General features: G+C 36.4%; 17 protein-coding genes. 6 read left to right on the top strand and 11 right to left on the bottom strand.

What is annotated here, in order from left to right; genetic code table 11:
• Positions 1 to 4: 4 nt before the first annotated feature.
• Together ACLHG9_RS15805 and ACLHG9_RS15800 are read left to right on the top strand one after the other, a co-directional pair.
• On the top strand, positions 5 to 1,096 hold the full coding sequence (locus ACLHG9_RS15805) for an ABC transporter permease (RefSeq protein WP_410222470.1): 1,092 nt from the start codon (positions 5 to 7) through the stop codon (positions 1,094 to 1,096).
• Positions 1,097 to 1,159: 63 nt separating this feature from the next.
• Entirely contained in the window at positions 1,160 to 1,732 is a 573-nt protein-coding gene (locus ACLHG9_RS15800; RefSeq protein WP_410222469.1) for an NADPH-dependent FMN reductase, read from the top strand.
• Here the strand turns inward: ACLHG9_RS15800 and ACLHG9_RS15795 are convergent, their stop codons facing one another.
• Positions 1,733 to 2,470 (bottom strand): murein L,D-transpeptidase family protein, encoded by a 738-nt coding sequence (locus tag ACLHG9_RS15795; RefSeq protein ID WP_410222468.1) that lies wholly within the window; start codon positions 2,468 to 2,470, stop codon positions 1,733 to 1,735. It lies immediately after the preceding gene.
• Between the two features lie 62 nt (positions 2,471 to 2,532).
• Here ACLHG9_RS15795 and ACLHG9_RS15790 point away from each other — a divergent pair, with 62 nt between their 5' ends.
• Both ACLHG9_RS15790 and ACLHG9_RS15785 read left to right on the top strand, forming a co-directional pair.
• Positions 2,533 to 4,617 (top strand): hypothetical protein, encoded by a 2,085-nt coding sequence (locus ACLHG9_RS15790; RefSeq protein WP_410222467.1) that lies wholly within the window; start codon positions 2,533 to 2,535, stop codon positions 4,615 to 4,617.
• Positions 4,617 to 5,228, top strand: coding sequence for a trimeric intracellular cation channel family protein (locus ACLHG9_RS15785; protein WP_410222466.1), 612 nt, complete (start codon positions 4,617 to 4,619; stop codon positions 5,226 to 5,228). Before ACLHG9_RS15790 ends, ACLHG9_RS15785 begins: the two co-directional genes overlap by 1 nt.
• Before the next feature lie 2 nt (positions 5,229 to 5,230).
• Here the strand turns inward: ACLHG9_RS15785 and ACLHG9_RS15780 are convergent, their stop codons facing one another.
• The 10 genes from ACLHG9_RS15780 to ACLHG9_RS15735 form a co-directional block, all read right to left on the bottom strand.
• Complete coding sequence (locus ACLHG9_RS15780; protein WP_410222465.1) at positions 5,231 to 5,752, bottom strand: hypothetical protein; 522 nt, start codon at positions 5,750 to 5,752, stop codon at positions 5,231 to 5,233.
• Between the two features lie 37 nt (positions 5,753 to 5,789).
• Positions 5,790 to 6,089 (bottom strand): FtsB family cell division protein, encoded by a 300-nt coding sequence (locus tag ACLHG9_RS15775; protein WP_410222464.1) that lies wholly within the window; start codon positions 6,087 to 6,089, stop codon positions 5,790 to 5,792.
• An 84-nt stretch (positions 6,090 to 6,173) separates the two neighbouring features.
• Complete coding sequence (gene eno, locus ACLHG9_RS15770; RefSeq protein WP_410222463.1) at positions 6,174 to 7,469, bottom strand: phosphopyruvate hydratase; 1,296 nt, start codon at positions 7,467 to 7,469, stop codon at positions 6,174 to 6,176.
• A 183-nt stretch (positions 7,470 to 7,652) separates the two neighbouring features.
• Positions 7,653 to 8,396 carry a 3-oxoacyl-[acyl-carrier-protein] reductase gene (gene fabG, locus ACLHG9_RS15765; RefSeq protein ID WP_410222462.1) on the bottom strand — a complete coding sequence of 248 codons (744 nt, stop codon included), beginning with the start codon at positions 8,394 to 8,396 and terminating at the stop codon, positions 7,653 to 7,655.
• A 274-nt stretch (positions 8,397 to 8,670) separates the two neighbouring features.
• Positions 8,671 to 8,859: a GIY-YIG nuclease family protein gene (locus tag ACLHG9_RS15760; RefSeq protein WP_410222461.1), complete on the bottom strand. Its 189-nt coding sequence runs from the start codon at positions 8,857 to 8,859 to the stop codon at positions 8,671 to 8,673.
• Between the two features lie 116 nt (positions 8,860 to 8,975).
• Positions 8,976 to 10,052 carry an agmatine/peptidylarginine deiminase gene (locus ACLHG9_RS15755; RefSeq protein WP_410222460.1) on the bottom strand — a complete coding sequence of 359 codons (1,077 nt, stop codon included), beginning with the start codon at positions 10,050 to 10,052 and terminating at the stop codon, positions 8,976 to 8,978.
• A 2-nt stretch (positions 10,053 to 10,054) separates the two neighbouring features.
• Entirely contained in the window at positions 10,055 to 10,408 is a 354-nt protein-coding gene (locus tag ACLHG9_RS15750; RefSeq protein WP_410222459.1) for a four helix bundle protein, read from the bottom strand.
• A gap of 135 nt (positions 10,409 to 10,543) precedes the next feature.
• Positions 10,544 to 11,419, bottom strand: coding sequence for a carbon-nitrogen hydrolase (locus ACLHG9_RS15745; protein WP_410222458.1), 876 nt, complete (start codon positions 11,417 to 11,419; stop codon positions 10,544 to 10,546).
• Between the two features lie 94 nt (positions 11,420 to 11,513).
• Positions 11,514 to 12,191: a LytR/AlgR family response regulator transcription factor gene (locus ACLHG9_RS15740; protein WP_410222457.1), complete on the bottom strand. Its 678-nt coding sequence runs from the start codon at positions 12,189 to 12,191 to the stop codon at positions 11,514 to 11,516.
• Positions 12,188 to 13,231 (bottom strand): sensor histidine kinase, encoded by a 1,044-nt coding sequence (locus ACLHG9_RS15735; protein ID WP_410222456.1) that lies wholly within the window; start codon positions 13,229 to 13,231, stop codon positions 12,188 to 12,190. Before ACLHG9_RS15735 ends, ACLHG9_RS15740 begins: the two co-directional genes overlap by 4 nt.
• A 183-nt stretch (positions 13,232 to 13,414) precedes the next feature.
• Between ACLHG9_RS15735 and ACLHG9_RS15730 the strand changes: the two genes are divergently transcribed.
• Together ACLHG9_RS15730 and ACLHG9_RS15725 are read left to right on the top strand one after the other, a co-directional pair.
• Positions 13,415 to 14,497 (top strand): redoxin domain-containing protein, encoded by a 1,083-nt coding sequence (locus ACLHG9_RS15730; protein ID WP_410222455.1) that lies wholly within the window; start codon positions 13,415 to 13,417, stop codon positions 14,495 to 14,497.
• Positions 14,498 to 14,608: 111 nt separating this feature from the next.
• The gene (locus ACLHG9_RS15725; protein ID WP_410222454.1) at positions 14,609 to 15,358 is read left to right on the top strand and encodes a class I SAM-dependent methyltransferase; all 750 of its coding nucleotides are present in this window, start codon (positions 14,609 to 14,611) and stop codon (positions 15,356 to 15,358) included.
• The last annotated feature ends 6 nt before the right edge of the window (positions 15,359 to 15,364 follow it).

The following is a 15,364-nucleotide window of genomic DNA, read 5'->3' as shown; positions in this document are numbered from 1 at the left end:
AAGAATGCAACAAAAATACAACCATACCAAAGCAACCTTAGCATTGGCTAAAGCCAGTTTTCGTTCTATAACCCGCAGCCCTTCGGCCGTGGTATTTACCTTAGCTTTTCCTTTGATTTTTATTCTGGTTTTTGGCTTTTTAGGCAATGGTGGCACTAAAATAGATGTGGCCGTAGATCCTAAATCTGACATGCAAAACCCAATCATTGCAGCTTTACAAAAAATACCGATGATCAGGTTAGCCACTAATGATACCGAGCAGAACATCAACAGCAGCCTGCAAAAGGGCAATTACGATGCCGTAATTAATGTACAGAAAAATCCCTCGGGCTTACCTGCCTATTTTACCAATGTAACTTATACATCTGCCTCTTTAGATAAAGGAAATATTTTAAAATCGGTATTAAATGAGCTTACTTACCGTTTAAACATGATAAATCAAGTACCTGCCGTTACCGAAATCAGGGCCAGTACGGTTACAGGCAGAGCATACCGTACTATTGATTTTATTTTACCCGGACAATTAGGCTTTTCTTTATTGAGTACTGGGGTTTTTGGTACAGCCTTCGTATTTTTTAGTTTACGCCAGAACTTGGTAATCAAACGTTTTTTTGCCACTCCTGTAAGGCGTTCGAGTATTGTTTTTGGTGAAGGCATTGCCCGTATAGGTTTCGCCCTATTAGGTGCTTTGTTCATCATTTTGATAGGTCATTTCTTATTTAAGTTTACCTTAATAAACGGAGCGGTCACAGTTATCAATATGCTCATTATGGCCTTGCTAGGGCTCATTGTTTTTATGGGTTTTGGTTTTGTGGTATCAGGGCTTGCCAAAAATGAAAGTACTATACCTCCTATTTCAAATATTATTACACTACCTCAGTTTTTGTTATCAGGCACGTTTTTTTCAATCAGTGCTTTTCCTAACTGGCTGCAACCCATTAGTAAAGCCTTGCCATTAACCTATTTAAATGATGCCATGCGTAAAATTGCTTTTGAAGGTGCGGGATTGTGGGATGTAAAACACCAGATTTTAATTATGTTGGTATGGGGCGTGGCGATTTATGCCGTAGCGGTAAAAACATTTAAGTGGGAGTAAAACTTGTGTATTATTCCATATGTTATTGTAATTTAAAGGCGTTAAATTACAATAACATAAAATATGGAAAGCAAACACATCCTGATCATATCTGCCAGCGTACGTAAAGGTCGCCAGAGCCACAACGTTGCATTATTTTTTCAGAATTTTTTAAAAGAAAAGTACCAGGTACAAGCTTCTATAGCCGACTTGAAAGATTATCATTTTCCTGTTTTTGAAGAACGTTTAAGGTTTTTAGAAAATCCTCCTGAACAAGTAATCGAACTATCTGAACGGATAAAACAAGCAGATGGACTGATTATCGTTTCACCCGAATACAACGGCGGATTTCCCGCTAGCTTAAAAAACGTGATTGACCTGTATTATGATGAATGGCGACGTAAACCCATTGCTATTTCTACAGTATCAGCGGGCGGATTCGGTGGAGCGCAAGCACTTACATCTCTACAGTTCCAGTTATGGAAAATTGGAGCATTGACCATACCGGCCATGTTTCCTGTGCCTAATGTAAGCAGCAACTATAACGATCAGGGAGAGCCTGCCGATAAAGAAGGAACACATAAACGAGCCGCTAATTTTATCAACGAGCTTTTTTATTGGATAGAAGCTAAAAAATTGAAACAGGAGAACGGCTAACTATTTAATTGAATACTGTCCGTTTTGCTGGCTTATTTGTGGCAAACGTTTATGTTGATTAAAATAATCGTAACCTTTTTTAAGATTTTGCCAAAATATCAGATTTTGTGGAAAGCTTTTGGCATACTTCTGCATATTACCATCTTCCATTTTAAAGGGAAAAATATAAACCGGAATATTTTCCTGACCGGCATTTTTGGCTTCTACTGCCAACACATATACTTCTCTTATTTTATCATCTGTTAATGGTATGCAACCTACGGTTTCGCATGCGCCATGAATATAAATATCTCCTCCAGGGCTGCGGTCTTTTCCTGTACGGGCAAGGTCAACTTGGTTGGGATAATCAACTCCCAAGGAAAGATGAAAGCTACTTAAAGGATTAAATACATTAATCGTATAAAAACCTTCGGGTGTTTGCAGGTCGCCTTCCATTACCTTTGGACCTAAAGTGCCTGAAAATTTGCAAAAATCATAGGTTTTAAACAGTCTGTACTGGTTTTCATCTCTTGGTCTGAGCCACAATTCCAGTTTGTTCTCTTGTTTATAGGCAATCATTAATAGCTGGAAAGGGTTAGTTGCTTTGAACTGTTTCAACTCATTTTTCAATAGATCCCATTTCATCTCATAAGCAGTCTTTACACGGTCAAAACCTGTTTGATAGGTTTTAAAACTGTTCTGGGCATCAACTTTCATAGCCAATATTAAAATATAAAGGAAAACAATAACTTTTTTCATCTTTTTAGTGGGCTTACCGGTAGGCAATTTAGTTTAAAATTAGCATCTTTACGCTAAGGGCTATGAATATTTTTTTTACGGCAGGTACAGTTTTAGCAATTTTAGGATGCCTGATTTTAGGCATTTTGTATGCATGGTTAATGTATTATAATAACCGTGAACTTAACCGCCGTCTTAAAATAGCCCTGACCATAGCCAGAACTTTGGCTGTAAGCTTAACTGCTTTCCTGTTATTCTCACCTTTAATTAAAAAAGTATCTCATACGTTGGAAAAACCACTGATTGTGATTGCGCAAGATAATTCACTTTCGGTAGCTCAGGTTGAAGCCCCTTCTTTTAATGCAAGAAAATACCAGGATGATTTACGGCAGTTAAGTAAAAAATTAAGCGAAAAATTCGAAGTAAGAACTTACAGTTTCGGCGATAGTGTAAGGCAGGGTTTAGATTTTTCTGGAAAAGATAAAACCACCAATGCAAACGCCCTTATTACTCAGATTAATGACGAATTACTCAATCGCAATGTAGGTGCTATCATACTGGCTACTGATGGTATTTTTAACCGCGGTGGAAATCCTGCCTATGAGCTCAACAAAATCAAAAGCCCGGTTTATACCATAGCACTCGGCGATACACTTCCTAAAAAAGATGCGCTGGTAGCCAACATAAACTACAATAATCTGGTATATCTCGATAACGATTTTACCTTAGATATACAGGTACAGGCTACAGACAGTAAGGGCGAAGAAACCAGGCTTACCATTTTAGAAGATGGAAACAAAATAAAAGAAGTGCCGCTTAGCATCAATTCATCAGCTTTTGTAAAAGATATTACCTTGAAATTAAAAGCAAGTAAGATTGGTATGCATAAATATACCATTGGCATTGCTCCACTTAGAAATGAGATCACTACCCGTAATAATAGACAAACTATCTTTATAGAAGTTATAGATGGGCGACAGAAAATTCTTCTTGCCGCAGCTTCGCCGCATCCGGACCTTGCCGTGATCAAACAGGCTGCAACACAAAATAAACACTATGAAGTAGATGTGGTTTTAGCTGATGAACTGGATAACCTAGATCTCAGCAAATATAATGTTGTAATTTTGCATCAGCTTCCGGGCACAACATTAAGCAACACTGCTTTTCTCAATAAGCTACAGCAAAGTAAATTATCCTGTTGGTTTATTTTAGGGGCACAAAGTAACGTCAATGCATTAAATCAGGTGCAAAAAGGTGTACAATTTGTAAGGTCTTCCAATAATACGCAAGAAGTCTTTGGTTATCTCACAAACAATTTTACGTTATTTACTGTTGAACTGCCTGATGTTAAACAATTGCAGCAATATGATCCGCTGATTAGTCCTGCTGGTAATTTTCGTATTAACGGAGCAAATTATGCAGTTTTAAACCAGCGTACAGGTAGAGTTAATACAGAAAGTCCGCTATGGTTCTTTATGAGCGATAATAATCAAAAGCTAAGCTTTTTATTGGCCGAAGGGATCTGGAAATGGAAATTAGAAGAAGCTAAAAGTGAAAAAAACTATCCTTTTGTTAATGAGCTGATCAATAAAACCTTACAGTATTTATCCGTTAAAGATGATAAGCGGAAATTTAAGGTTTATCCAGCCAAAAATACTTTCGAAGAAAATGAGCATATTATTCTCAACGCTACTTTATATAACGATGCTTACGAGCCGATAAATATGCCTGAGGTAAACGTGGTCTTAAAAAATGTAGAAGGAAAAACATTTAATTATACTTTCTCGAAAACGAATAATGCCTACCGTTTGGATGCAGGTATGCTACCTCAAGGAACTTATAGTTACAACGCCTCTACGGCGTTAGGTGAGAAGAAATTTGAAGCGAAAGGATTAATTTACATTAACGAAACCATTATTGAATATCAGCAAACTACAGCAAACCACCAGTTATTGAATCTGATTTCTGCGCAGACTGGTGGAAAAATGTATCTGCCAGATAACCTACTTAAGATTACTGATGAAATAGAAAAAAGTGAAAAAGTAAAAACCATAAGTTACGAAGACAGAAAATTTGAAGAACTGATCAGTTTAAAGTGGCTTTTTATATTGATATTACTTTTACTAAGTGCCGAATGGTTTTTGCGTAAACGTAACGGGGAAATTTAATGGAAATTACAACTACTTATGCCATTGAAACTTTAGGTACCATAGCCTTCGCTATTTCGGGTACGTTTGCGGCTATGCAAAAGCGATTAGATCCTTTTGGTGTACTCATTATTGCTTTTGTAACTTCTATTGGCGGCGGTACCGTACGCGATATGCTTCTGGGAGATACCCCCGTAGCCTGGATGCGTAATGTAAATTACTGCCTGCTGATCTTATTCACTTCAATTGCCACCATATTTTTTAAAACGCATATTAAAAAATTTAAGGTAACGCTTTTCCTGTTCGACTCGTTGGGATTAGGTTTGTTCACGATGGTAGGTGTAGAAAAAGGAGTACTTTTTGGCCTGAGCCCGGGTATGTGTGTAGCTTTAGGCACCATTACAGGCTGTTTTGGAGGAGTTATACGCGATACTTTATTGAACACTATTCCACTTATTTTCAGGAAAGAAATTTATGCAACGGCCTGTATCATTGGTGGGGCGCTTTATTTTGCACTCCTTTATTTTAATGTAGAAAACAATTTGGCAAGGTTTATCGTAATTGCTTTTATTTTCAGTTTACGCGTAATTGTAGTGAGGTATAAATTAGCACTACCTAAATTTAGGTACTGATGTTATCGTTCTATCTGTTTCAGAAATTCAGCAGTTTTATTTTGCTGGTAAGCATCATTTAACTGCCAAAGCAGGTTAGGCCACCTTTTTTTATCACTTTCTTTATTCAGATAAGGCAATACAATATTGACTGCCCCAAGAGCCTGCTCATCTTTATGCTTTATCTGCGGGTGTTCAAGCATAAATTTAGTAAGCGCGGCCATATACATTAAAAGTACATCAGAATCGAAGCCAAAAAGGTTCATCTCCCTATCTTCAACATAAAAAGTGTAATCAGGAGTACCATTCATCCAGCGAATCAAAAAGTTACCGGCTTCAATGCGTTGCCGATTTCTCCTGTCTATAGAAGTGGCAAAAAGATAATTGCTTACTTTTAAAGCTATGGGTTCGGCAGTTTTATAATTTGCATTTTTATTTAGCTTTACGGCCTTGAGATTAGGCAATTCCTGTGCCTGGCAAATAGAGAATCCTAACAGAGATACAGTTACTAAAATAAAAAGCTGTTTCATGTTATTCTTAAACATATGCCTATTGTGATATTAAGCAGGCTTTTCCTATCGCTTATTTTTTTCCTTCAGCTTTTACAACCACAAAAACATCTTCATTGTCTTTTTTCATGAAATATTTTTCGCGGGCAAATTTTTCAGCTGTTGTTAGATTGCTGTCTAATTCTTTCAGATCTTTTTTTACCTGATCAGTTTCTTTAGTATAAAAGTCTTTTTCCTGCTTAAGTTTGTTTAGCTGTGTGCTGTATTCATATTGTGAAATCACATCGTTTTTATCAAAAAACAACATCCACACAGTAAAAGCTACCACAGCTATGAAATACTTATTTTTAAAAAGATCTAAAAGCTTTCTCATTAAAAACAAAGATATAAATAAAAAACGTTCGAAGATTTTATTTCTCCGAACGTTTTGCAAATCTGTTTTTCAACATATTAACTTTTATTTTTTGGCATATTTAAAGTTTTTACCAATAAACTTTGCCGCACTCCCCAATTCCTCTTCAATACGAAGTAATTGGTTGTATTTTGCAATCCTGTCGCTACGCGATGCAGAACCTGTTTTTATCTGTCCACAGTTTAACGCCACAGCTAAATCTGCAATAGTTGTGTCTTCTGTTTCTCCTGAACGGTGGCTCATTACTGAGGTATAGCCATTGGTTTGCGCCAAACTAACCGCATTAATGGTTTCTGTTAATGATCCTATCTGGTTTACTTTTACAAGAATAGAATTTGCAGTATGTGTATCAATTCCTTTTTGTAAACGCTTAACATTTGTTACAAATAAGTCATCTCCTACCAGTTGTACATGCTTTCCAATCTTCTCGGTCAACAATTTCCAGCCCTCCCAGTCGTTTTCATCCATTCCATCTTCAATGGAAATAATTGGATATTTTTCTGTTAGTTGCGCAAGATATGCCGCTTGCTCTGCACTACCACGAACCGCACCTTTATCGCCCTCAAACTTGGTATAATCGTATTTACCATCTTTGTAAAACTCAGATGATGCACAATCTAAAGCCAAACAAATATCTGATCCTGGTTTATATCCAGCTTTTTCTATAGCTTTTAACACCGTTTCAATCGCATCTTCGGTACCTTCAAAAGTTGGTGCAAAACCACCTTCATCGCCTACGGCAGTAGATAAACCTCTTTCATGCAAAATAGCTTTCAGGTTATGGAAAACTTCTGTGCCCCACCGTAAGGCCTCAGAAAAAGAAGCAGCCCCAACTGGCATGATCATAAACTCCTGAAAAGCGATAGGTGCATCTGAATGAGAACCTCCATTAATGATGTTCATCATCGGGATAGGTAAAGTGTTGGCATTTACTCCACCAATGTAACGGTACAGAGGTTGCCTACTTTCTTTTGCCGCTGCTTTTGCAACAGCTAAAGAAACACCCAGAATAGCATTTGCCCCTAAATTGCCTTTATTCTCCGTTCCATCTAAATCAATCATCAATTGATCAATCAGGTTTTGCTCAAAAACATCAACACCCTGCAAAGCTTGGGCAATTTTTGTATTTACATTTTCTACGGCTTTTAACACGCCTTTACCCAGGTAAGTGCTTTTATCGCCATCACGTAACTCTACAGCTTCGTACTGACCGGTACTTGCACCAGATGGTACGGCTGCACGCCCCATGAATCCATTTTCGGTCATTACTTCAACTTCGATTGTTGGATTGCCTCTCGAATCGAGAATTTGCCTTGCATGAACATCAATAATTAAACTCATATGAAAGATTTTTTTGAATAATCAACTTAGTGTAAAAAGTACAATTAGTAAGCTTTATCCAAAGTTAAACTATTTTTTAAATTTAGCTAAACAAACCTAAATATTTTTGCATTAACAATGCATAAAAAAAGCGGAAATCTTTATGATTTCCGCCTGTATATCTGGTCGGTTCCGGTTAAGGGTTTAAAGCATACCTCCGCAAACCGACAAAGTTTGTCCGGTAACGTAAGCGCTCATATCTGACGCCAAAAACACACAAACATTAGCTACATCATCAGTTTCGCCAGCACGTTTTAATGGAATGCCTGCTTCCCATCCTTCAACTACTTTAGGATCTAAAACATCTGTCATCTCGGTACGGATAAACCCTGGAGCTACTACGTTTGCACGAATGTTACGTGAACCTAATTCTTTAGCTACAGATTTGGTAAATCCAATGATACCAGCTTTTGAAGCTGCATAATTGGCTTGTCCGGCATTGCCTTGTACGCCTACCACAGAACTCATATTGATGAAAGTACCTTTGCGGTTTTTCATCATAATTTTTGAAGCTGCCTTAGTTACATTGAAAACCGATTTCAAGTTTACATTGATCACTTCATCCCAGTTTTCCTCCGTCATACGCATCAACAAACCATCTTTGGTAATGCCTGCATTGTTCACAACGATGTCTATTGTGCCAAAGTCCGCTACAATAGCATTGATCAATTGTTCTGCTTCTGCAAATTTAGATGCATCAGAACGGTAGCCTTTTACTTTTGTGCCAAAGCTTTGCAATTCCTGTTCTAATGCCTGTCCTTTTTCTACTGATGATAAGTAAGTAAAAGCTACGTTTGCACCTTGCTCGGCAAATTTTTCAGCAATTCTTCTTCCTATTCCTTTAGATGCACCTGTAATCAAGGCGGTTTTTCCTTCTAATAATTTCATTTATAAAATGTTTTTATTTGGTTTTGTCAACATGAGCATAGCCTTTGACAAGCTCGGACTAACAATATTAATTCATTTAATTTATTCTTCAATAACTTCAGGATGACATATATCACTTTTTGGTGTCAGTCTGAGCCTGTCGAAGACTAATTGCACAAAGTTATTATTTCTTTTTAAGGTTGGATAATCTTTTTATTTCATCCCAATTTTCATTAAAAAGCGCCTCTTTCTTTTTTCTACTCCAGCCTTTTAATTGTTTTTCAAATTCAATTGCTTATTCTATTAATGTAAATCGCTGATAATATCTCAGAACCACCGGGCGTCTATTAAAAGTATATGCTTTAGGGTAATAACCACTATTATGTTGCTCAACTCTAACTTCTAAATCATTTGTTACGCCTACATAATAACTTCCATCGGTACATTCTAAAATATAGACGAAGTAATTGTGATTTATAGTCATAGTTTAATTTTATTAAGCTTGTCCTAGGTCTATCCTTCGACAAGCTCAGGATGACAACGGTAGTAGTTTATCAAGCGAAAGAAGCAATTTGCCAAACCCAAATTGTCAACTTCAAACTAAACCGCCGGCTCTTGCTGACTTAAACAATGGAAACTTCCTAAGCCCCAAATGATATCAGTTGAATCGATACCGATTACGGCCCTATCTGGAAATGCTTTTTGTATGATATCCAAAGCAATTTGATCATTCACATCTCTAAACGTAGGTACAATTACCGCAGCATTGGCAATATAGAAGTTAGCATAAGATGCCGGCAATCTGGTATCTTCGTAAATAACAGGCGATGGCATTGGCAACTCAATAATGTTCAGTTTTCTGCCATCTAACAAAGTCATTTCTTTTAAACGTTCAAGATTTTCCTGCAATAGCAAATAATTTTCATCCAAAGGATTACTTTCTACTACGGTAAGCACGGTATCTTCATTTACAAAACGGGTAATATCATCTATATGTCCGTCTGTATCATCTCCAACAATGCCATCTCCTACCCATAAAACCTGTTCAGCCCCGTAAAACTCCTTAAGATAAGTTTCTATCTGTTCTTTATTGAGATGAGGATTACGGTTCTCGTTCAATAAACAGGCTTCGCTAGTTAAGATTGTACCTGCACCGTTAAACTCTACAGAACCGCCTTCCATTACAATATCAGGTGTAAATAGAGGCAAATTAAAATGCTTAGCGATTTTAGTCGGAACAACATCATCCAGATCATAAGGAGGATATTTATCTCCCCAGGCATTGTAGCCCCAATCTACCACTGCTTTTTCATTTCCCTTTACTATAAAAGCGGGGCCGTGATCACGGCACCAGGCATCATTGGTTTCATTAAAATAAAATTCGATTTGGCTCAAATCTGCTTCTACCTTTTTTAACTGAGAAATGGCAAAAGCTTTCATAGTTTCATCTTTTACGTTGATGCGTACTTTCTCGCCCTTGGCTACCGCTTTAATGAACAGACAATAAGGCTCATAAATAGTTTCTATTTTGCCTGGCCATGAAGCTTCTTTATGCGGCCAGCTTAACCAGGTTGCCTCATGTTTAACCCACTCTGCCGGGAAAGCATAACCTTGTGCTTTTGGGGTGTTATAAGAGTCGGATGTCTGATGTCCGATGTCCGATGTTAAATCGTTCATATTTATTTAAGTGTTTTTATTAATGCAGATAGCAGCGCTAAGATTTCTTCGCAGCTAGCATAATATTTATCAAAAATTTCTTGTGAAATATAGCCTCTCCTTAAAGCCAGATGAAGACAGTTGACTACTTCTATATCACTTCTTAAAGCGTAACTCAAAAATCTTTTAAATTCGGGATTACTCTGTCCGGTACTCCCTTCAGCAATATTGAGTGAAATGGAATCAACAGCCCTTTTCATTTGAGAAGTTAAAACATAAATCTCATCCTTTGGAAAAGTCTTGGTCAACTTATCTACCTCATCAGCCAAATCAATTGCTTTTTGCCAAACTTTTAGTTTTTCAAACTTAAATGCCATCGCTGCGCTTTAGTCCAATGTCCGATGATATAATTTCAATTATGATAGGGTATTTTGGCTTTCAATCTCTTCCGACGTCTGTCATCAGTCTTCGGACATCCGACTTACTAATCTTCGGACATCGGTCTTCCAACTTTAATCCTCATCAATATACCTCTTAGTAATCGGCTGATAAGAATCAATTCTCCTATCTCTTAAGAAAGGCCAGTGCTTGCGGATGTAGTCACTTTGTGTAAGATCTATATTCACTACTTCTGTTTCTTCATTTTCATGTGATGCCAAATACAGCAATTTGCCTTGTGCATTGGTAGCAAAACTACCTCCCCAGAATTTCATTCGTCCTTCCTGTTCAAAACCAACACGATTTACACTGATTACCGGTAAACCGTTAGCAACAGAGTGCGAACGCTGTATGGTTTGCCACGCATTGTATTGATCTTTGTTGGTTTCTTCATCCTGATCGGTAGCCCAGCCAATAGCGGTTGGATAAAACAAAATTTCTGCTCCCATTAATGCTGTAATTCTCGATGCTTCAGGATACCATTGATCCCAGCAAATTAAAATACCGATTGTAGCGAATTTAGTTTTAAAAACTTTATAACCCAGATCGCCTGGTGTGAAATAAAATTTTTCGTAATAAGCCGGATCATCAGGGATATGCATTTTACGGTATTTACCTAAATAACTGCCATCTGCGTCTAACACAGCAGTAGTATTATGGTATAAGCCTTCTGCTCTTTTTTCAAAAAGAGAAGCCACAATAACTACTCCCAGCTCTTTAGCTACAACTTGCAAAGCATCAGTAGAAGGTCCCGGAATACTTTCTGCAAGTTCAAAATTATCGTAATCTTCTACATCACAAAAATATAAAGAAGTGAACAGCTCTTGTAAACATATAATTTGTGCACCTTTTGCAGCAGCTTCTCTAACTTTTACAATTGCTTTCTCTAAATTTTCCTGTTTATCTTTAGTACAGCTCATCTGTACCAAGCCAACTTTTACCTGTTTCATTTACAAAAAATTTAAATGCAAAGGTAGGCAAAAAGGGGGATAGTTTAATATAAAGATCGCCAAACAGGTAATTGTCTGCAGGTAATCTTTTAATCTACTTTATTCTTTCTTTAATTTTCTCTTTATAGGGTGATCCGCCGATGGGTACGGGTATTTGATTTACATATAATCTGCTTTTTTCTACAGATGTAAGGTGATTTATATTAATGAGGTAGGATCTATGAACTCTCAAAAACCGATCGGCAGGAAGCAATTCTTCAAGGTATTTCATAGTCATGTAAGTAATAACGCTGCCTTTAAGTGTATGCAGCAAAATGTAATCTTTTACTGATTGAGCATAATATAACTCATGATGTTCTATTTTAAGTAATTTACCCGATGCCTTAAAATAAGTATAATTTTTACCTGCCTGTTCATTTGGCTGTTGCTTTAAAAGTTTGTCCATGCTCCGTTTAAATCTTTCGAACGTAATGGGCTTTAACAGATAATCTATTGCATCTAACTCATAACTCTGTACCGCATATTCTGAATAGGCCGTAGTAAAAATAACGGCTGGCGGATCTTTTAAAGTTTTGATAAAATCTATTCCGCTGATAGACGGTAATTTAATATCCAGAAAAATCAGTTGAATATCATGGAGATGCAAAATTTCAAAGGCTTCTAAAACGGTACTACATTTCTTAATCAGATTTAACTGCTCATACGCGTTAATGTAGCGTTCTAATACATCCTGAGCTAAAGGCTCATCATCTATAACCAAACAGTTGATCATAATTGTATGCTTAAATTAACATAAAAGATTGCTCCTTTCGGCTGTACGATTAAAGTATATTTATCCGGATAAAGCAGAGCAAGACGTTTTTTCACATTTACAAGCCCCACTCCTTCTCCTGTATATCTTTTTGGGGCTACGCTATTCTCAACTTCAAGAATCAGTTCATCGGCAATTTTGCAAATTTTTATGGTAATGTATCCCGTGGTCTCTTCCTCTTCTACACCATGCTTAAAAGCATTTTCTATGAAAGGCAAAAGCAATAAAGGTGCTATATCCGTATGCTCATCAATTCCCTGTACATCTAAGCTGATGTTGATATTTGAACGGTACCTGATCTGCTCTACTTCTACATAATTTTTAATAAAAGTGATCTCATCTTTTAATAACACCAATGGCAGGTCTGTTTTATAAAGGATGTAACGCATCATGTCTGCCAGTTTAGCTACCAAAGGCGCAGTATCTTCAGACTGTTTTAAAGCCAGCGAATAAATATTATTTAAGGTATTGAAAAAGAAATGCGGCTGTAACTGACTTTTCAGATAAGTCAATTCTGACATGAGCTGCTGCTCTTTAAGCTGTCTTACTTTTTCTTCCTGCTTCATTGAATGGATCACAAAAACCAGGCAACCTACTGCCAAAAATTCTTTGAACATATAGGCAAAACTGTACCCTATAGACTTAGCCTGATAAGCATTGGTGGCTAAGTGTCTGAATTCACCTGAAAGAAAAGGTAATTGACTGTAGATATAGTTTACAACTTTCTGATACAAAGCATAACCTGCGAGAAATAAAACAAGATAAACGAGCAGTCTGAAAAGCTTCCCATTAACTAAATAAGACCTGATAATCTGATAAAAAACAACAAAGGCCAAAAGGCCTGATGTACCATATAAAAAAGAAAATTCTATATCTACTCCTGAAAAGCCTTTCAATTTTCTTTCCCAGAAATTATACTCCAGATTGCTCAGCAATTTAAAAACATAAAAATAGACGATAAAAAAAGTTATCTCTATTTTTGTGTATTTATTTAATTTCATGATTTGCATCTAAGGTAAATAATTGCAGGATTTTATCTCTGTTATTCATCTGGTTTTAGACAAAAACAAGCTTTTTTTCGACAAAAATACATTTACCGCTATTCTTCTAATTTTAAATATGATCCATCTAAATCTCTTTGCAAATAAATGGTAATCTATCTATGTTTGGTTAAAAATACAGATATGAGAAAATTCATTCTTTTAGTTTTAATGGTAGTGATCAACTATAGTTTATCATTTGCACAAAGTTTTAAAATTAACGGTACCTGCGAAGGTCTTACAGATGGCACCTGGCTTTACCTAAAAGAAGCAAATACCAACCAAATATTAGATTCTGTACAAATTAAAAACGGCAGTTTTGCTTTAAAAGGTAAAATGGGCGAAGAACCTACCAAAGTATTGTTACATACTGATAAATTTAGCAATTATGTTTTCTTCTGGCTCGAAAGCGGTCCCCTAAGTATGAATCTAAAAGCAGGTGAATTTAAAAAAGGAAACATTAAAGGTTCAAAGACACAGGATGAAGATCATAAGCTGATGTCGATTATCCAACCTATTAGGGATGAACAGGAATTATTGAGAGGGGCATTAAAAAAATCTACAGATCCTAATGAGCAAAAAAACATCAAAAATAGACTTAAATTAAGTGAGGAAAGTGAAAAACAGGCTTATATAAATTATGTAAAAAATAATCCGAGCTCTCTTATCGCTGCAAATATTTTAAATGTTTATGCTTCTACGTGGGGTAAAAAAGTAACTGAAGATCTTTATGCGGCATTAACTCCTCAAATAAAACAAAGCAGATTTGGTAAAGACATTAAAACATTTATTAATCTTAATCGAGAAATCAAAATTGGAAGCAAGTTTGTTGACTTTGAACAAACCAACGCTTCTGGTAAAAACATCAAACTATCTGATATTAGAGGAAAATATATTTTATTAGAATTTTGGGCTTCATGGTGTGGTCCATGTCGCGAAGAAAACCCTGAACTGGTTAATACTTTTAAGGAATTTAAAGATAAAGGCTTTAACATATTAGGTGTTTCGGCAGATAATGATAAAAACAACTGGCTCAATGCCATCAAACAAGATGGTTTGTTGTGGGAAAATGTAAGCGACCTTCAAGGTGATAAAAATCATGTGGCTTTGATGTATGGCATTAGCGCTTATCCTACTAACTTTCTGATTAATGATAAAGGTATTATCATTGAGAAAAATTTAAGAGGAGATCAATTGAGAAAAAAACTGTTAGAGCTGTTACCTTAATAAAAATCTGTATTAAGCAGAATGTTCTCTCATAATTCTGTTTAACTTTAAATGCATAATATTTTCATGTATTTTTGATATAGTTATAAAAGTCTCTAAACTTCATTAACTATGGTCAATTTTAAAGATAACTTTTCAAAACAAGCCGATATTTATCGCCAGTACAGGCCTTCTTACCCAGAAGAGCTATTCAGTTACCTACAATCACTTACGCCTGAGCATGATCTGGCCTGGGATTGCGGAACAGGAAACGGACAATCCGCAATAGGCCTGGCCAAATATTTTGAACAGGTTTATGCCAGCGATCCTAGCGAAAACCAGATTAACAACGCTACACTGCACGATCGTATCATCTACAAAGTTGAAAGAGCAGAGCATAATAAATTAAATAACCATTCTGTTGATTTGATTACCGTTGCCCAGGCTATACACTGGTTCGATTTCGATAAATTTTATAAGGAAGCTAAAAGAGTACTTAAGCCTAAAGGCATTATTGCTGTCTGGACCTACGGGTTAACTTCTATTACCGATGAAATAGATAAGATTACACAACATTTTCATGACCATGTAGTTGGCGATTTTTGGATGCCTGAAAATAAACTGGTAGAACAGGAATATAAAACCATTCCATTCCCTTTTAAAGAACGCTCTACACCGCCGTTCACAATTAAATCAACTTTAAATCTCGATGATTTATTAGGTTATTTCAGGAGCTGGTCTGCAACTCAAAAATATATGGAAAAATGCCACAAGAACCCGCTTGAACAATTAAAAAAAGAACTATTACCCTTGTGGGGCGATGAAAATTCCAAGAGAGAAGTTACCAGAAAGCTAATTTTAAGGGTAGGGCAAACTGATTAGAGTATC

It is taken from the genome of Pedobacter sp. (genome assembly GCF_046462515.1).
In the GTDB taxonomy this organism is placed as follows: domain Bacteria; phylum Bacteroidota; class Bacteroidia; order Sphingobacteriales; family Sphingobacteriaceae; genus Pedobacter.
Note: the sequence above shows the minus strand (reverse complement) of the source record. Positions and strands in the feature narration are given on the sequence as shown.